This is a genomic window from Rhizobium sp. Rhizsp42 (assembly GCF_047304155.1).
In the GTDB taxonomy this organism is placed as follows: Bacteria; Pseudomonadota; Alphaproteobacteria; order Rhizobiales; family Rhizobiaceae; genus Rhizobium.
Window position 1 is genome coordinate 140,134 of sequence record NZ_JBGLYS010000001.1, and the last position, 17,443, is coordinate 157,576.

At 62.3% G+C, this 17,443-nt stretch carries 19 protein-coding genes; 2 read left to right on the top strand and 17 right to left on the bottom strand.

The window, feature by feature from the left end:
• Window positions 1-260: 260 nt before the first annotated feature.
• From hflX to dusB, 7 genes are all read right to left on the bottom strand, one after another.
• Window positions 261-1,589: a GTPase HflX gene (gene hflX, locus ACCD05_RS00700; protein ID WP_018899968.1), complete on the bottom strand. Its 1,329-nt coding sequence runs from the start codon at window positions 1,587-1,589 to the stop codon at window positions 261-263.
• A gap of 76 nt (window positions 1,590-1,665) precedes the next feature.
• Window positions 1,666-1,908, bottom strand: a complete 243-nt coding sequence (gene hfq / locus ACCD05_RS00705; protein ID WP_018325164.1) for an RNA chaperone Hfq — start codon at window positions 1,906-1,908, stop codon at window positions 1,666-1,668.
• Between the two features lie 241 nt (window positions 1,909-2,149).
• Window positions 2,150-3,514, bottom strand: a complete 1,365-nt coding sequence (locus ACCD05_RS00710) for a sigma-54-dependent transcriptional regulator (RefSeq protein WP_018899970.1) — start codon at window positions 3,512-3,514, stop codon at window positions 2,150-2,152.
• Window positions 3,504-5,774 (bottom strand): sensor histidine kinase NtrY-like, encoded by a 2,271-nt coding sequence (locus ACCD05_RS00715; protein WP_047510272.1) that lies wholly within the window; start codon window positions 5,772-5,774, stop codon window positions 3,504-3,506. The genes ACCD05_RS00710 and ACCD05_RS00715 overlap by 11 nt, the downstream gene beginning before the upstream one ends.
• A 211-nt stretch (window positions 5,775-5,985) precedes the next feature.
• The gene (gene ntrC, locus ACCD05_RS00720) at window positions 5,986-7,437 is read right to left on the bottom strand and encodes a nitrogen regulation protein NR(I) (RefSeq protein WP_018899972.1); all 1,452 of its coding nucleotides are present in this window, start codon (window positions 7,435-7,437) and stop codon (window positions 5,986-5,988) included.
• A complete protein-coding gene (locus ACCD05_RS00725; protein WP_413390559.1) occupies window positions 7,434-8,585 on the bottom strand; it encodes a two-component system sensor histidine kinase NtrB in 1,152 nt (383 codons plus the stop codon). The genes ntrC and ACCD05_RS00725 overlap by 4 nt, the downstream gene beginning before the upstream one ends.
• Window positions 8,582-9,598 (bottom strand): tRNA dihydrouridine synthase DusB, encoded by a 1,017-nt coding sequence (gene dusB / locus ACCD05_RS00730; protein WP_413391046.1) that lies wholly within the window; start codon window positions 9,596-9,598, stop codon window positions 8,582-8,584. Before dusB ends, ACCD05_RS00725 begins: the two co-directional genes overlap by 4 nt.
• 147 nt (window positions 9,599-9,745) lie before the next feature.
• On the opposite strand from dusB, the gene ACCD05_RS00735 reads away from it, so the two are divergent.
• Together ACCD05_RS00735 and ACCD05_RS00740 are read left to right on the top strand one after the other, a co-directional pair.
• Window positions 9,746-10,966, top strand: coding sequence for a bifunctional 2-C-methyl-D-erythritol 4-phosphate cytidylyltransferase/2-C-methyl-D-erythritol 2,4-cyclodiphosphate synthase (locus ACCD05_RS00735; protein WP_413390561.1), 1,221 nt, complete (start codon window positions 9,746-9,748; stop codon window positions 10,964-10,966).
• Window positions 10,963-11,463: a CinA family protein gene (locus tag ACCD05_RS00740; RefSeq protein WP_413390563.1), complete on the top strand. Its 501-nt coding sequence runs from the start codon at window positions 10,963-10,965 to the stop codon at window positions 11,461-11,463. Before ACCD05_RS00735 ends, ACCD05_RS00740 begins: the two co-directional genes overlap by 4 nt.
• 6 nt (window positions 11,464-11,469) lie before the next feature.
• On the opposite strand, the gene ACCD05_RS00745 is transcribed toward ACCD05_RS00740, so the two are convergent.
• The 10 genes from ACCD05_RS00745 to ACCD05_RS00790 all read right to left on the bottom strand — a co-directional run bounded on the left by ACCD05_RS00745 (window position 11,470) and on the right by ACCD05_RS00790 (window position 17,442).
• Complete coding sequence (locus tag ACCD05_RS00745; RefSeq protein WP_413390565.1) at window positions 11,470-11,913, bottom strand: type II toxin-antitoxin system RatA family toxin; 444 nt, start codon at window positions 11,911-11,913, stop codon at window positions 11,470-11,472.
• Window positions 11,914-11,922: 9 nt separating this feature from the next.
• A complete protein-coding gene (locus ACCD05_RS00750) occupies window positions 11,923-12,492 on the bottom strand; it encodes an AAA family ATPase (protein ID WP_413390567.1) in 570 nt (189 codons plus the stop codon).
• Window positions 12,493-12,535: 43 nt separating this feature from the next.
• On the bottom strand, window positions 12,536-13,123 hold the full coding sequence (locus ACCD05_RS00755; protein ID WP_413391048.1) for an AAA family ATPase: 588 nt from the start codon (window positions 13,121-13,123) through the stop codon (window positions 12,536-12,538).
• Between the two features lie 32 nt (window positions 13,124-13,155).
• Window positions 13,156-13,452: a HigA family addiction module antitoxin gene (locus ACCD05_RS00760; RefSeq protein ID WP_413390569.1), complete on the bottom strand. Its 297-nt coding sequence runs from the start codon at window positions 13,450-13,452 to the stop codon at window positions 13,156-13,158.
• A 48-nt stretch (window positions 13,453-13,500) separates the two neighbouring features.
• On the bottom strand, window positions 13,501-13,725 hold the full coding sequence (locus ACCD05_RS00765) for a type II toxin-antitoxin system ParD family antitoxin (protein WP_413390571.1): 225 nt from the start codon (window positions 13,723-13,725) through the stop codon (window positions 13,501-13,503).
• Window positions 13,726-13,791: 66 nt separating this feature from the next.
• A complete protein-coding gene (gene lipA, locus ACCD05_RS00770) occupies window positions 13,792-14,766 on the bottom strand; it encodes a lipoyl synthase (RefSeq protein WP_018899982.1) in 975 nt (324 codons plus the stop codon).
• Between the two features lie 39 nt (window positions 14,767-14,805).
• Window positions 14,806-15,054: a GlsB/YeaQ/YmgE family stress response membrane protein gene (locus ACCD05_RS00775; protein WP_047510257.1), complete on the bottom strand. Its 249-nt coding sequence runs from the start codon at window positions 15,052-15,054 to the stop codon at window positions 14,806-14,808.
• 14 nt (window positions 15,055-15,068) lie between these two features.
• A complete protein-coding gene (locus ACCD05_RS00780) occupies window positions 15,069-15,323 on the bottom strand; it encodes a GlsB/YeaQ/YmgE family stress response membrane protein (protein ID WP_047510255.1) in 255 nt (84 codons plus the stop codon).
• Window positions 15,324-15,399: 76 nt separating this feature from the next.
• A complete protein-coding gene (gene lpdA, locus ACCD05_RS00785) occupies window positions 15,400-16,845 on the bottom strand; it encodes a dihydrolipoyl dehydrogenase (protein WP_413390574.1) in 1,446 nt (481 codons plus the stop codon).
• Window positions 16,846-16,860: 15 nt separating this feature from the next.
• On the bottom strand, window positions 16,861-17,442 hold the full coding sequence (locus ACCD05_RS00790; RefSeq protein WP_413390576.1) for an N-acetyltransferase family protein: 582 nt from the start codon (window positions 17,440-17,442) through the stop codon (window positions 16,861-16,863).
• Between the last annotated feature and the right edge of the window lies 1 nt (window position 17,443).

Consider the following 17,443-nt stretch of genomic DNA (forward strand, 5'->3'; position numbering starts at 1 on the left):
CGAGAAGTCTGTAATGTACTCTCGGCATCACCGACCACTGTCCGGTTTAAATCTCTAGACCGGTTTGCATAACGTTAATTCTGTTCGGTTGCGGACGTCTCTCGGTGTTCTGCAGATCAACGTCATGCGGCATGCGGGCCAGGATCGACTGGGCATCAGCACGCTTCGTCACTCGCCTGATGAACCACACCATCACAACCACGGCCATCACCGCGACGGACGAGGCCGGCGGCGCGCCGAATCGACAATGGGGCGCCCGATCAGCGCTCCCAGTCTTCCTTCGGCCTTGTCGTATTGCCAAGCCGGCGCTCGAGTTCGACGGCTTCCGTTTCAGACAGTCTGAGATCGAGCGTGACCGATCCGTCTTCGTTGTCTTCGCGGCTATCGACGATGGCGTGATCGTAGAGCCATGGCAGCAAGGCCAGCTTGTCGACCGGGAGCACGACGGTGGTTTCCGTCAGCACGCCGGACAGCCTGCGGCTGATCTCTTCCATCAGCGCATCGACGCCCTCGCCCGTCACGGCGGAGACGGCCACGACATTGCGCGCGCCTTCGGCCTTCTGGACGATCGCTTCGTGGTTTTCCGGCTCGAGGCGGTCGATCTTGTTCCAGACCTCGATGATGCGCTTTTCGCCCTCGGCCTCGTCGATGCCGAGATCCTTCAGGATGCGGAGCACGTCGGCGCTTTGCGCCTGGTTGTCCTCATCGGCCATGTCGCGGACGTGCAGAACGAGGTCCGCTTCCAGCACCTCTTCCAGCGTCGCGCGGAAGGCGGCAACGAGGTGGGTGGGCAGGTCGGAGATGAAGCCGACGGTATCAGACAGGATGACAGTGCGGCCATGCGGCAGCTTCATGCGGCGCAGCGTCGGATCGAGCGTCGCAAACAACATGTCTTCGGCGAGCACGCCGGCGCCGGTGATGCGGTTGAACAGCGTCGACTTGCCGGCGTTGGTGTAGCCGACCAGCGCCACGATCGGATGCGGCACCTTGCGGCGCTTGGCGCGATGCAGCTGGCGGGTGCGGACCACCTGCTCCAGCTCGCGCTCGAGCTTGATGATGCGGTCCTGCAGCATGCGGCGGTCGGCTTCGATCTGGGTTTCACCCGGACCACCCATGAAGCCACCACCACCGCGCTGACGCTCTAGGTGGGTCCAGCTGCGAACCAGCCGGCCCTTCTGGTAGTTGAGATGGGCGAGATCGACCTGCAGCGTACCTTCCTTGGTGGAGGCGCGGCGGCCGAAGATTTCGAGAATGAGGCCCGTGCGGTCGATGACCTTGGCGTTCCATTCCTTCTCGAGATTGCGCTGCTGAACCGGGGTCAACGGATGATCGACGATGACGAGGCCGGAATCGGTCTCATCAAGGCTGTCCTTGATCTCCTGGATCTTGCCGGTACCCATCAGCGTCGCCGGACGCGGTTCGCTGACGGTGACGATGGTGCCCTTGACCACATCGAGATCGATCGCCTGCGCCAGTCCTGTCGCCTCTTCGAGGCGGCTTTCCGGCGTGCGGGTCGTGGTGATGGTGTCGGCACTGCCGCGGCTGCCGCGTGCCTGCTTGAGCACGGGCACGACGACGGTCGCGCGCATGTCATCCCGGTGCTTCACAGCTTCCGGGATGATCGAATCATTCTTGGTATCACGTGTCGAGATGACGTCTGTCCTGTCAGGAAGCGGATTCTTCGCTTTCGAACATCTGCATCGGCTGGCCGGGCATGATGGTCGAGATCGCGTGTTTATACACGAGTTGCGAATGGCCGTCACGGCGCAGCAGAACGCAGAAGTTGTCGAACGACGTAACAACGCCGGTCAGCTTCACACCGTTAATCAGAAATATAGTCAGGGAAATCTTTTGCTTGCGAACAGTATTGAGAAATAAGTCCTGCAGGTTTTGAGAACGTTCCGCCATCGCGCCGATTCTTTCTTTATTGCCGGCCTTCACGTGCCGGTAAAATACTTCTTATTTTTCCATCAGGCAGCCGACAACCCTCATCCCTGCAGCCTGGAAAGCCTTTGGTATCAAATCGCAATCTTTTCCGCAACGGCGAAAAAGACCTGTCTAATTTTATGGGGCGGCAGATCACCTCAAGCGCTGCCGCAGCCCTGCCCGCCTATCAAAAAGACACGCCTGCTACCGATCAAACCTCCGATCAAACGCCGAGCGACTTCAACTTGCGGTGCAGCGCGGAACGCTCCATGCCAACGAACTCGGCGGTACGCGAGATATTGCCGCCGAATCGATTGATCTGGGCAATCAGATAATCCTTCTCGAACATCTCGCGCGCTTCGCGCAGAGGAAGCGTCATGATGTGATAGTCGTTCTTCGCCGATACCTTCGGCAGCATGTCGCCCAGGTCTGTCGGCAGCATCTCGGCGGTGATCGGCGCATCCGGGCCGTCGGACCGGGCGAGAATCATCAGGCGCTCGATGTTGTTGCGTAGCTGGCGGATATTGCCCGGCCAGTCATGGGCCTGCAGAACCGCCATCGCATCGTCGCCGATGCGGCGTGGACGAATGCCGGCCTGCTCGGAAATCTGGCGCATCAGCTGATCGACGAGGAACGGGATGTCCTCGCGACGCTCGGCCAACGACGGCACCTTTACCGGCACCACGGCGAGGCGGTGATAGAGATCCTCGCGGAACCAGCCTTCGGCGATGCGGCTTTCGAGATTGTAGGCCGTGGACGAGACGATGCGCACATCGACCTTCACCCGCTTGGAACCGCCGACGCGTTCGAACTGCTGATCGACCAACACGCGCAGGATCTTGTTCTGCGTCTCGCGCGGCATTTCGCCGACCTCATCGAGATAGAGAATGCCGCGATGCGCTTCCTCAAGCGCGCCGATCTTGCGCGCCTGGCCGGGCGAACCCTCGGTTCCGAAAAGCGCCACTTCCATGCGATCGGGCGTGATGTTCGCCGCATTGATGGCCACGAACGGACCACTCGCGCGCGACGACTTCTTGTGGATCATCCGCGCGACCAGCTCCTTGCCGGAGCCGGAGGAGCCGAGGATCATGATGCGGCTGTTGGTCGGCGATACCTTCTCGATCGTCTGGCGCAGCTGCGAGACGGCAACGGAGGTGCCGATCAGCTCGACCGGATCGCCAGCCTTGCGCTTCAATTCGGAGACCTCGCGCTTGAGCTTGGAATTTTCCAACGCACGCTCGGCGATCAGGATCAGACGATCCGCCTTGAAGGGCTTCTCAATGAAATCGAAGGCGCCGCGCTTGATGGCGGAGACGGCGGTTTCGACATTGCCGTGGCCGGAGATCATGACGACGGGGATATCGGGATGGCGCGCCTTGACCTCATCCAGCAGCGCCAGACCGTCGAGCTTGCTGCCCTGCATCCAGATGTCGAGGAAGATCAGCCGCGGCGCACGGTCCGAGATCGCAGCCAGAGCGCTGTCGCTGTCGTGGGCGGTGCGGGTCTCGTGGCCCTCGTCGGAGAGAATGCCGGAGACGATCTCGCGGATGTCGTGCTCGTCGTCGACGACCAGAATATCAGAGGCCATATGCATTTTCCTTGTCACTTGCGGCCGAGGCGGCGGGCGATTGCTCCAGGCGTGGCAGATGCACGCGGATCATGGCCCCTCTTCCCTGGTCAAAATCGGCAGGAGCATCATGCAGTTCGAGCTGCCCGCCATGTTCTTCAATAATCTTCTTCACGATGGCGAGGCCGAGACCGGTCCCTTTCTCGCGCATCGTCATATACGGTTCCAAGATGCTGTGCCGGTTCTCGACCGGCAGACCGCGGCCGTTGTCGATGATATCGACAGTGAAGCGGTCACGCGGCTGGTCGAGCGCTGCGCGCACCAGCACCTTGCGCTCCTCGCGCTCGTTGGCCGGCACGGCCTCGATCGCTTCCACCGCATTCTTGATGAGATTGCCGAAGGCCTGTCCCAGCATGCGGCTGTCGAACTGCCCTTCTAGCGGCGCATCCCCGAACTCCTGCAGGAAAGCGACGTGACTGTTGCCCATCTCGCGCAGGAAGACCGCGTCGTGCAGGATCTTGCGCAGGTCGCTCGGCTCCTTGATGGGCTTCGGCATGCGCGCGAAAGAGGAGAATTCGTCGACCATGCGGCCGATATCGCCGACCTGGCGGATGATCGTTTCCGTGCACTGATCGAAAACGCCGCGATCGTCCTGGTTGATCTGCTTGCCATAGCGGCGCTGGATGCGCTCGGCAGACAGCTGGATGGGGGTGAGCGGGTTCTTGATTTCGTGGGCGATGCGGCGCGCCACGTCGCCCCAGGCGGTGGAGCGCTGGGCGATGACGAGGTCGGTGATGTCGTCGAGCGTGATGACGTAGGATTCGCTGAGGTCGCGCACTTCCTCGCGCGTCACCTGGACGCTGAGGGTGCGCACGGTTCCGGCGCGTACGAGCGCAATCTGCTTGCGGAAATCGCCGCGATAGCGCGACGCGGCCTCGGTCAGGACCTGATCGACCTCAGGTGCGATTTCGGAGAGTTGCTTGCCGAGCATGTCGCCGGCATCGAGCGCCATCAGCGTTTCGGCCGAACTGTTGACGATCGTGACCCGCCGATCGCTCTCAACCCCGATAACGGCGGCGGTCACACCCGAAAGAACCGCTTCGATGAAGCGGCGGCGATCGTCCACCTCGTCCTTCGCCTCAAGGATCTCGTCGCGTTGCGTACGGATCTCCGAGATCATCTTGTTGAAGGTGCGCGACAGGTTGGCGACGTCGCCATCCACGGCATGCACGGGAACGACGATGTCCATGTTGCCGGTTGCGACGCTGTCAGCTGCGGTGATCAGCAGCCGAATCGGGCGGACGATACGGTCGGCGACGGCGATGGCCGTCCAGATCGCGGCAAGAAGCACGATCAGTGCGAAGCCGACATAGAGGATAGCGAAGGCGATCTGCAGCGAGAAACGCCCGGCCTCCATCGACCTGTATTCGGTGGCGTTCTCCTCCATCATCCGCATCGCGGTCATGACCTTGGGGTCGACCGCGCGCACCGTATAAAGGAAGGCGCCGTCTATGGATTCGAGCCGGATGATGGCGCCGACAAGGTTGGTGACACCTGGCGGGATCAGCGTCGGCTGACCAGCCGAGGCCTTGTTCAGGGCATCCTGCGGGATCGCCGGCAGCGGTTTCTCGGTCTTGATATCGGCCTGCGTGATGACCGTGCCATCCGCCTGCACCAGGAAGGCGCCGAGCAGGCCGCGTCCCCTCGCCTGGCGCGTCATCAACTCGGCAAAGCCGGTGCGGTCGAGATTGAACAGCTGGCGATTGCGCTCCAGGTCGTTGGCCATCGAGACCGTCTGGCCCTGCAGATAGCTCGCATTCTCCATCATGTAGGCCTGCCCGATGTTTCGGGAGGAACTGACGATCGATTGCGTTCTCAGCGCGAACCAGCGGTCGAGACCGGCGTTCAACGTGATACTGGCAAAGAGGGCAACGAGAATCGCGGGCGTGATCGCCACGATCGAGAAGAGCACGACGATACGGATATGCAGGCGTGCCGCGGCGCGGCCACGCTTGCGCGCTTTGAGAAGCCGCGAGACCTCGCGGCCGATCAGCGCCATCAGGCCGAGCACGAAGAAGGAATTGACGACGACCGAGGTGATGACCACCGGCGATGTCGGGGCGATCGGCGTCAGGCCGAGCAGCACGAAGAGCGTCATCGTGGCGCAGAGAAGCGCGCCCCCGGCAAGCACGAGACCGGGCAGAGCAAACAGCGCGCGGCGATCCGTTACCGTGGTAACTGCTTCGCCCTCCGCCGCCGGCGGCAACGCATCCTGCTTCATTCGTTTAACTCTCCACGCGGCGAAACGCATTTCGCCGCCGTCCATGGGTCAGGGTGAAAGACCGCGCTCAATCTCCCGCTCGTCCATCGTCGAGCCGGATCTTCGGACGCAGAACTGACCGCAGGAACACAAACCCCTTGCGTGACTTATTGGCAACGCAATGTGGCGAAAATGCAACGCATCGCGTCACATTGTCAAGCGTTGCAGGGCGTCAAGCGGTGCGGGAGCTTCTGTAGACGGATACGCCGAGTTCGCGGATCTTCTTGCGCAAGGTATTGCGGTTGAGACCGAGCAGGTCGGCGGCCTTGATCTGGTTTCCGCGCGTGGCCGTCAGCGCTGCCAGGATGAGCGGATACTCCATCTCGGTCAAAACGCGGTCATAAAGGCCCGGAGGCGGCAGGTTATCGCCGAAAGTCGCGAAATAGGACCGCATGTTTTCTTCGACGGCCTGCGCAATGGTCATGTTGCCATTGCGGATCGGACCCTTCTCGATCGGACTGTCAGGCACGTCGGAACGCAGCTCGGATTCGATGATTTCGCGGGTGATCACATCCTGTGGATAAAGTGCCATCAGGCGGCGGATAAGGTTCTCCAGCTCGCGCACGTTGCCCGGCCAGGCATAAGCCTTCATCAGATCGAGCGCTTCCTGATCGAAACGCTTGGTGCCGAGACCTTCCTTCTCCGCCTGCTGGACGAAGTGTCGGACGAGATCGGGGATGTCTTCAGCGCGATCGCGCAGCGGCGGCAGGCGCAGCGGCACGACGTTGAGGCGGTAGTACAAGTCCTCGCGGAAGAGGCCCTGGTTGATCGCCTGCTTCAGATCCTTGTTGGTGGCAGCAACGATGCGCACGTCGGTGCGGATCGGCGTGCGTCCGCCGACAGTGGTGTATTCGCCCTGCTGCAGCACGCGCAGCAGGCGCGTCTGCGCATCCATCGGCATATCGCCGATTTCGTCGAGGAACAGCGTGCCGCCCTCCGCCTGCTCGAAGCGGCCGGTGGAGCGGGTCTGGGCGCCGGTGAAGGCGCCCTTCTCATGGCCGAAGAGCTCGGATTCGATCAGGTCGCGCGGGATCGCGGCCATGTTGATCGCCACGAAGGGGCCGTTGCGGCGCTTGCCATAGTCGTGCAGCGCGCGGGCGACGAGCTCCTTGCCGGTGCCGGATTCGCCGGTGATCATCAGCGTCAGGTCGGTCAGCATCAGACGCGCTAGAACGCGATAGATTTCCTGCATGGCGGCCGAGCGGCCTACCAGCGGCATGCCGTCCTGCACGTCGTCCTCGACCTTCGCCGGCTTGCGCTTCGGTTCCGACAACGCCCGGCCGATGATGCCAATCAGCTCGGTCAGATCGAAGGGCTTGGGCAGATAGTCGTAGGCGCCCTTTTCCGAGGCCTTGATCGCCGTCATGAAGGTGTTCTGCGCGCTCATGACCAGCACCGGAAGATCCGGACGGGCCTTCTTGATGCGCGGAAGCAGGTCGAAGGCATTCTCGTCGGGCATGACGACGTCGGTGACCACGAGGTCGCCCTCGCCGGCCGAAACCCAGCGCCACAGGGTGGCGGCGTTCGAGGTGATACGCACGTCATATCCGGCGCGGCTCAAGGCCTGATTAAGCACCGTACGAATTGCCGCATCATCATCCGCGACGAGGATCGTTGCTGTCATCGAGAAGGTCCTGTGGGGGTTATGGTTGCGTCCTCAAGCGATGCGTCCTTGGAGGCAGGCATGAGCACGCGGAATGTGGTTTTGTTGGTCTGGCTGTCGCATTCGATGATGCCGCCATGATCACCGATGATCTTGGCCACCAGCGCGAGGCCGAGGCCGCTGCCGTTGGTCTTGGTGGTGATGAAGGGGTCGAACAGATGCGGCAGGAGATCGGACGGAACGCCCGGGCCGTTGTCCTGCACGCAGAACTCCAGCGGCAGCGAAATCTTCTCGCGGGTTCCCGCGACCGAAAGGCGGATGCCGGGACGATAGGCAGTCGTCAGCACGACCTCGCCATCCGGCCGGTCGCCGATCGCCTCGGCGGCGTTCTTCACGAGATTGAGGAAGACCTGCACCAGCTGGTCGCGGTTGGCGTAGACCGACGGCAGCGAGGGGTCATAGTTCTCGGTGATCTTGATGTGACGCGCAAAGCCCGCCTTGGCCACCGCCTTCACATGATCGAGCACGGAATGGATGTTCACGGGGACACGGTCGACCGGGCGCTCGTCGGAGAAGACTTCCATGCGATCGACCAGCGAGACGATGCGGTCGGTCTCGTCGCAGATCAGCCGGGTCAGCGCGCGGTCATCGTCGGTCGCAGAGTGCTCGAGCAGCTGTGCTGCGCCGCGAATGCCCGAGAGCGGGTTCTTGATCTCGTGCGCCAACATCGAGGCGAGACCGGTGACCGAACGGGCGGCGGCGCGGTGCGTCAGCTGCCGGTCGATCTTGTCGGCCATCGAGCGTTCCTGGAAGACGATGACGACGGAGCCCGGCTCGCTCGTCACCGGCGCGACGTAGATGTCGACGAGCTTGTCCTGGCCAAGCCTCGGCGAACTCAGATCGACGCGATACTCGTTGATCGGCGCGCGGCGTTCGCGCACCTGGTCGATCAGCGCCAGAAGCGGGCTACCGAAGGGAATGAAGGTCGAGATCTTGTAACGCGCCAGATGAGAGGCGCTGGCCCCGAAGAAGGCTTCCGCCTCCCAGTTGGCAAAGGCCACAAGCCCAGCATCATCGACCATGATGACGGGGTTCTGAATGGCGTTGAGAACGGCCATGGCGACGGCACTGCCGACATGGGCAGATGATAGCGACGCGTCGTTTGTCATGCAGCCTCCCGGGCATCTGTATTGTCTGCCGCCGCGACTAGGGCATCGTGGAATCGTTGCGAGACCTCGCGTGGGTCGCGCGCCGTCATGATCGCCGCCTTGTCGTTTGCCGAAACCGACGGTGCGAAGCGCTCCATATACCAGCCGAGATGCTTGCGAGCATGACGAACGCCGACCGCTTCGCCGTAAAAATCGAGCATCATGCGATAATGTTCGACGGCGATATCGGCGATCTCCCATGGCTGAGGCGCATCGGCGCCGGCGAGCACGCCGGCATGCCACGGGCGCCCCTGGCAGCCACGGCCGATCATCACGGCATCGGCGCCGGAGCGGCGCAGGATTTCATGGGCGTCCTCGACCGTTTCGACGTCACCATTGGCGACCAGCGGGATGGTGAGGACATCACGAACCGCGCGGATTGCGTCCCAATCGGCGCGTCCCTCGTAAAACTGCATGCGCGTACGACCGTGGATCGTCACCAGCTGGACGCCGGCCTCCTGGGCACGCTTTGCGATTTCGGGCGCGTTGATCGAATTCTCGTCCCAGCCAAGCCGCATCTTCAGCGTGACGGGAACATCCACCGCCTTGACCGTCGCCTCGATGAGGCCGAGCGCGTGATCCGGATCGCGCATCAGCGCCGAGCCGGAGTAGCCGCCGATCACCTTCTTCGCCGGGCACCCCATGTTGATATCGATGATATCGGCACCATGCGCGGCCGCGATCTTCGCGCCCGCCGCCATCCAGTGCGCTTCGCGGCCGGCAAGCTGCACCATTTGCGGATTGAAGCCCGCGGTCTTCAGCCGCGCCCAGGATTGCTCGGTGTCGTTGACGAGCTCGCGGCTCGCCACCATCTCGGTCACCACCAGCCCTGCGCCATGGCGCCAGGCCAGTTGACGGAACGGCATATCGGTGACGCCGGACATGGGCGCCAGCACGATACGGTTGCGCACCGCAACGGTTCCGATGCACAAAGGAGATGCGAGGTGTATGTCAGACAACTGATTATCTTTCAGGCACGCTAAGCAGGTGCACTATTTTTAGACAGATTTAAAAGACTTGCCAAGGGGGAAGTGCCCGAATTGATATTTTTCGGGCAGATGCTGGAATTCGGTGCGCCAAGCCGTTAGAGCACCTCCAGAAATTCTGCTTTTTGGGGATTTATGCCGCAAATGCATCAAAAGCAACCGATATCGATCGGAATTATCGTGGTGGCCGCAGGCCGGGGCGAGCGCGCCGGCGCATCCGTCGAAGGCCCGAAGCAGTATCGCCGGATCGGTGGCCGGCCCGTCATTGCCCACACGCTCGAAAATTTCGCGACATGGCCTAATGCGGCTGAGATCGTCGCCGTGATTCACGCCGATGACGAAGCCCTGTTTGCGAAGGCAACCGCTGGTGTCACCTCCAAGCTGCCGATCGTTACTGTCCACGGCGGCTCGACGCGCCAACAATCAGTGCTCGCAGGGCTTCGGCATCTGAAGGACAAGGGAGTCTCCCACGTCCTGATTCACGACGCCGTGCGGCCGTTCTTCGATCACGATCTGCTCGACCGCGTGGCGGCCACGCTGGCTGAGGGAGCGCCTGCCGTGCTGCCGGCCATGCCGGTTGCAGATACGCTGAAGCGCGCCGATCAATCCGGCATCGTGGTCGAGACAGTGCCCCGCGCGCAGCTCTTTGCGGCGCAGACACCACAATCCTTCGACTTCGGCATCATCCTTGCCGCGCATGAGAAGGCGGCAGCGACCGATCGCAACGATTTCACCGACGATGCGGCGATCGCCGAATGGGCCGGCCATCCCGTGACCATCGTCGAGGGCATGGCCGACAATGTAAAACTGACAGTGAGGCGTGATATCGCAATGGCCGACCAGAGACTTTCCAGCACACGCCTTCCCGATGTGCGAACCGGCAACGGCTACGACGTGCACCAACTCGAGGCCGGCGATGGCGTGACGCTCTGCGGCGTGTTCATCCCGCACGACCAGAAGCTCAAGGGCCACTCCGACGCTGATGTGGCGCTGCATGCGCTGACGGACGCGCTGCTTGCCACCTGCGGCGCCGGCGATATCGGCGACCACTTCCCGCCGTCGGACCCGCAATGGAAGGGCGCTCCATCTCGCATCTTCATCGAGCATGCGGCCAAGATCGTGCGCGAGCGCGGCGGCACCATCATGAACGCCGACGTGACGCTGATTGCCGAAGCGCCGAAGGTCGGGCCGCACCGCGACATGATGCGCGCCATGCTTTCGGAATTCCTCGGCATCTCGATCGACCGGTGCTCGGTCAAGGCGACGACCAACGAGACCATCGGTTTCGTCGGCCGTCGCGAGGGCATCGCCGCCATCGCGACCGCCACCGTCGTCTATCAGGAGATCAGCCAATGAGCCTCTATCCCGCCGATATCCTGTCCGAGGCCGAAGCCATTATCAGGACATTCGGAGCGGCGGGATTGATGGTGTCGACGGCGGAATCATGCACCGGCGGGCTGATCGCCGGCGCGCTCACCGAAATCTCCGGCTCGTCGGCGGTCGCAGACCGGGGCTTCGTCACCTATACGAACACCGCGAAGATGGAGATGCTGGGCGTCCAGGAAGCGACGCTTGCGCGTTTCGGCGCGGTGTCGGAAGAGACGGCGCGGCAGATGGTGCATGGTGCCCTCTTCCGCTCGCGCGCATCGATCGCCGTCGCTGTCACGGGCATTGCCGGGCCAGGCGGCGGATCGGCGGAAAAGCCCGTTGGCCTCGTGCACCTCGCCGCCAAGTCACGCAACGGTGACCTCATTCACAACAAGATGCTCTATGGCGATATCGGTCGCGGCGAGGTTCGTCTTGCCACCGTCAGGACGGCGCTGGCGATGATCCGGCAGCTCGGGCCGCAGTAGGCCGGATCAGCTGTAGATCTTGCCGGCGCGCGTTTCGAAGGCTTCGGTAAACATCCGGAAAGCGCGGTCGAACATCGAGCCCATGAGAGCGCCAAGGATGCGGCTCTTGAACTCGTAATCGATGAAGAAATGCACGTCGGAGCCCGACGGCGTGTCCTCGAAGCGCCAGCGATTGTCGAGGTACTTGAAGGGGCCGTCGATGTATTTGACGTCGATGACGCGCTCCGCCTTGTTGAGCAGCACCTGCGTCGTGAAGGTCTCGCGGATCGCCTTGTAACCGACCGTCATGTCGGCGATGAGCAAAACCTTGCCATCGCGCTCCTTGCGACTGCGGATCGCAAGCCCTTCGCAGAGCGGCAGAAATTGCGGGTATTTCTCGACATCGGCAACGAGATCGAACATCTGGTCTGCGGAATGCGGGACGGGGCGGTGCGTTTCGAACTGAGGCATGACCGGCAGTTAAGCGGGCGCGCCGAGAAGATCAAGAAGGCGGCGCATTTCACGGTGCGATTTCAACTGAAGGACGGGTACATCGGGCTTGTGTCGCTCGATCCCCGCGAGGATGAGCGGAGCCCAGCGTCGCTCGAAGTTCCATATGTAGGTCAGGAACTCGCCATCGAGCTTTTCCGGGCAACCCGGCGCCATCTCCGGCCGCGCTTTGCCCCGCCAGCGAAGCCACCTGGTGGTGACACCAAGCAGGCAACGCCAGCGCGGCAGCCGCACCCAGAGCACCATATCGGTGCGCGGCATCCTGAGGTCGAAGGTCGAGGCGCCGGTGCCGTCCATCAGCCACCGCTCTTCAGCAACGGCCGCCGCGATCATCTCGCGCTCCTCGGCCTTCGGCCGTTTCACCCAGCCGGGCAACCAATAGAAGTCGCGGTCCATCGATATATGCCGCACGCCGAGCCGCGCGCCGAGGCGTTTCGATAGCGTCGTCTTTCCGCCGCCGGAGCAGCCAATCACGAGAATGCGGTCGGCGCGGCTGACGAGGTCGGCGGCACTGGTGATATCGGTGACGAAATTCGGCATGTCCTTCCCCTCCAGCAAGCAAAGACCGAATCAGACCGTCATCCTAGCCGATGGCTTCGAGACGCTGAAGCAGCTGTGCCATCTGCGCCCTGCTCCTCAGTTCAACGAGTGGTACATCAGGCCCATGCAGACGTATGCCTTCCATGAATTCGGGCACATCGTCCCTCTCGAAATTCCAGACATAGGATATGAACTCCCGATCCGGCCACTGCTCCAGGCACCCAGGCGCCATGTCGGGACGCGTCCTGCCGCGATAGACGATGCCGCGCTTGAAGATGCTCCACAGGCAGAGCCAGCGCGACACCCTCACCCACAGGATCACATCGGCGCGCGGCAGCCTGAGATCGAGCGTCCTTGGATTATTCCCGTCGATGATCCAGCGGTCCTCGGTCACGATCCTGGCGATGATCTCGCGCTGCGCCGGCCTCGGCCTCGACACCCACCCCGGCAGCCAGAAGACCTCGCGGTCCATGGAGACATAGCGGACGCCGAGGATCCGCGCGAGCTTCTGCGCCAGCGTGCTCTTGCCGCCACCGGAAGCGCCAACGATGACGATGCGGTCGGCGCGTTTCAGGAATTCAGCCGCCTCACCGAGATCAGTGACCTTCAGCCGATGCTTCGGTTGTTGCAACACGATGGCCTCTTGTCTGATTGCGGGGAAGATCAGGCCGCCTGGACGGGTGTAATCCCACTGAGATCGCCAGCGGCCCTCCGCGCGACCGCAAGGTCATAGGTGCGCTGCAGATTGAGCCAAAATTCCGGGCTGTTGTTGAAATAGCGGGAGAGACGCAACGCCGTGTCCGCGGTAATGCCGTTTTCGCCGCGCAGGACCCGTTCGATCCGCGTGCGCGGAATTCCCATATCCTCCGCCGCTCTATAGGCGGAGATGCCGTATTCCTTCAGGAAGTCCTCCTTGAGGATTTCACCGGGATGGATGGGGTCGACAGGAATGATCTGCATCCACATCTCCTCATTCGTGCGTGTACGACGCAGCGCTCGTCCTATCACCTAGTGCAGCGACCGCAGAATGTCATTCATTGTTTCGTCGGATACGCCGCTCGCCAGCCCTTCATCGACAAGAGCCTGCATACGAGCGATCTTGGTCGCGCGCTCCTGGTCACGGCGAACGAGATCGCGGACGTAATCGGACGCATCGGCATAGCGGCCGGCGGAGGCCTGCTTTTCCAGCCAGGCCTTCATCTCATCCGGCACGGTCACTGTTACCACGGGCATGACGTGTTCCTTCGCTGCATTGCCTGCCGCCGATCATGGCACAGCAGGCCACACAAGAGAACCGTCTTACTCCGCAGCCACCAGCAGCTTCTTCTCACGCGCGGCGCGCAGGCGGGCGAAGTCGTCGCCGGCGTGGTGCGAGGAGCGGGTCAGCGGGCTGGAGGCGACCATCAGGAAGCCCTTGGTGTAGGCGACCGTCTCGTAGGACTTGAATTCCTCGGGCGTGACGTAGCTCATGACCGCGTGGTGCTTGCGGGTCGGCTGCAGGTACTGGCCGATCGTCAGGAAGTCGACGTCGGCGACGCGCAGGTCGTCCATCAACTGCAGCACTTCGTTGCGCTCCTCGCCGAGGCCAACCATGATGCCCGACTTGGTGAACATGGTCGGGTCCAGTTCCTTCACCCGCTGCAGCAGGCGAACGGAGTGGAAATAGCGGGCGCCGGGACGAACCGTCAGATAGTTGCCCGGGACGGTTTCCATGTTGTGGTTGAAGACGTCGGGCTTGGCGGCAACGACGCGCTCCAGCGCACCGGGCTTCTTCAGGAAGTCAGGCGTCAGGATTTCGATCGTGGTCGTCGGCGATGCCGCGCGGATCGCCCAGATCACCTTTTCGAAGTGCTCGGCACCGCCGTCTTCCAGATCGTCGCGGTCAACTGACGTGATGACCACGTGGCTGAGGCCCATCTCCTTGACGGCCTTCGCCACGCTCTCGGGCTCGGCCATGTCGAGCGCGTTCGGCTTGCCGGTCGCGACGTTGCAGAAGGAACAGGCGCGCGTACAGATCTCGCCCATGATCATGAAGGTGGCGTGCTTCTTGTCCCAGCACTCGCCGATATTCGGGCAGCCAGCTTCCTCGCAGACGGTGACGAGCTTGTGCTCCTTCACGATCGAGCGGGTTTCGGCGTAGCCCTTGGAGGTCGGCGCCTTGACGCGGATCCAGTCCGGCTTGCGCATGACTTCCGTGTCCGGGCGATGCGCCTTTTCCGGGTGCCGCACGCGCTTTTCAGCGCTTGGATTGATCCTGTCGAGAATAGTTACCATCAATAACCTGCCTTCAAACCGCCGAAACGGCCTCTTTCGTCAGCGTCTGACGAGTTTTGCCAGAAATAGCAAGATACAAGAGCCGATGAAACCCGTCACAAGGTAACCCTGCCAACCGCTGGCGACATAGATGCCGGCGCGGGCAAAGATCGCACTGCCGATGACAGCACCGACGATGCCGATGACGATGTTCATCAAAACGCCGAAGCGTATGCCCATCAAAATGCCCGCGAGCCAGCCCGCCAAGCCGCCGACGATGATCGCCGTAATCCAGCCCACACCTTCCATCCGGTCCTATCCCCTCAAGCTATCGCCCTTGCGATCAACACCACGATTATGGCGCCGACCGTGGCGTGAATGATCTGCACCACGATGGCGCTGTCTATGCCCAGGTTGATCCCCAGCGCGTTGAAGAGAAAGCCTCCGACGAACGCGCCGATGATGCCGCTGAGCAGGCACCGTATCAATCCGCCTCCGCCAACGATCAGACTGGCGAGGAACCCCGCGACCAGACCGATCAGGAGGAAGATGAGCAGTGCCTGCGTACCCATGGACATGATGATTTCCTTTCGCTTTTTCCAGTCCAAGATTGAACGTGGTTCAATCCGTCATAGAGAGCGGCGAAGAAAATTATCAAGCGTTGAGGACGCGACCATAGGCATCCAGAACCGCTTCCTTCATGGTTTCGGAAACCGTCGGATGCGGGAAGATGGTGTGCATCAGTTCTTCTTCGGTCGTCTCCAGGTTCATGGCGACGACGAAGCCCTGGATGAGTTCGGTGACTTCGGCGCCGACCATGTGCGCGCCGAGCAGTTCGCCGGTCTTCTTGTCGAAGATCACCTTGCAGAGCCCCTGGTCTTCGCCGAGCGCAATTGCCTTGCCGTTGGCGGCAAAGGAGAAGCGACCCACGCGGATGTCGCGGCCGGATTCCTTGGCCTTGGCTTCCGTCAGGCCGACGGAGGCGACCTGCGGGTGGCAGTAGGTGCAGCCCGGGACCTTGCCCTTGTCGGTGGCGTGAACGTTCGGCAGGCCGGCGATCTTTTCGACGCAGACGACGCCTTCGTGCTCGGCCTTGTGGGCGAGCATCGGCGGGCCGGCAACGTCGCCGATGGCGTAGATGCCGGCGATATTGGTCTTGCCGTAGCCATCGATAACGACGCAGCCGCGGTCGGTCTTGACGCCGACGGCTTCGAGGCCGAGGTTTTCGATGTTGCCCTGGACGCCGACAGCCGAGATCATGCGGTCTGCGGTGATCTGCTGGACCTTGCCGTTGGCCGTCTCGACATGGGCGGTGAGGCTATCAGCGGCCTTTTCAACCTTGGTGATCTTGGCGCTGGTCAGGATTTTCATGCCGCGCTTCTCAAGCTGCTTGCGCGCGATCGCGGTGACTTCGACGTCCTCGACCGGCATGATGGTCGGCATGACTTCGACGACCGTGACGTCGACGCCCATCGAGCGGTAGAAGCTCGCGAACTCGATGCCGATGGCGCCAGAGCCCATGACGATCAGCGACTTCGGCAGCGCTGCCGGCTTCATCGCCTCGAAATAGGTCCAGATCAGCTTGCCATCCGGCTCGATGCCCGGCAGCGCGCGCGGGCGGGCGCCGGTCGCGATGATGATGTGCTTTGCGTTGTAGGTGCCCTCGCCCTTGACGTTCTTCGGAACCGGGTTCTGCGGCTCGACGACGGGCTTGGAGGACTTGCCGACGACGATTTCGCCCGGCTTGGTGATCTTGGCTTCGCCCCAGATCACATCGACCTTGTTCTTTTTCATCAGGAAGCCGACGCCGCCGTTGAGGCGCGCCGAGACACCGCGCGAACGGGCGACGACAGCCTTGACGTCGGCGCTCATCTTGCCTTCGAGAACGAGACCGTAGTCCTTGGCGTGGTTGGCGTGGTCGAGCACCTCGGCCGAGCGCAGCAGCGCCTTGGTCGGGATGCAGCCCCAGTTCAGGCAGATACCGCCCAGATGCTCGCGCTCGACGATCGCGGTCTTGAGACCGAGCTGGCTGGCGCGCACAGCGGCCACGTAGCCGCCGGGACCGGAGCCGATGATGATGACGTCGTAATTCTCAGCCATGTTTTCCTGCCTTTGTTATCGGGCGTCGCGGGTGAGAAGCACCCACTCGTGTTTCCTGCTGCTTTCGAAAAGCGACATCGCCTTCTGGCGCGCCGCTTCCGAAAATCCATTCTTCTTGTAAAGCGACAGCGCCGCTTCATTGTCACTTGCGGTGATCAGACTGACCGGCAGCGACCCTGCCATATCGATCTGACCTTTAAGTATTTCCCTGCCGATCCCGATGCCGCGCAGATGGCTATAGACGCCGAGCGTTGCAATGAACCAGCTGCCAACAATCATCTTCTGCAGGTCGATCACCGGCTGCAAAGCCACGCGGTCGACCTCCATATTCTTTACGTCCTCGCCCAGCGCGTAGCCTATCGCCGCGCCCGCCGTCTCTCCGTAGGCTTCGGCCAGCACCGCGTGGCGCCATGTGCCGTAACCTTCGTCCTGACGCATCTTCAGCCGGCCAAGCTCCATCGGCGTATCGCTTCCGGTGCCGCCCAGTTCACCCAGCCAAAGCCAGGAGGCGAAACCATGCGAGGCAATGTCCGAGAGGATCGCCAGTTCGGCCGCGTCATCCCGTGTGGCAGGACGCAGCGTCACGAAAGACGCCACC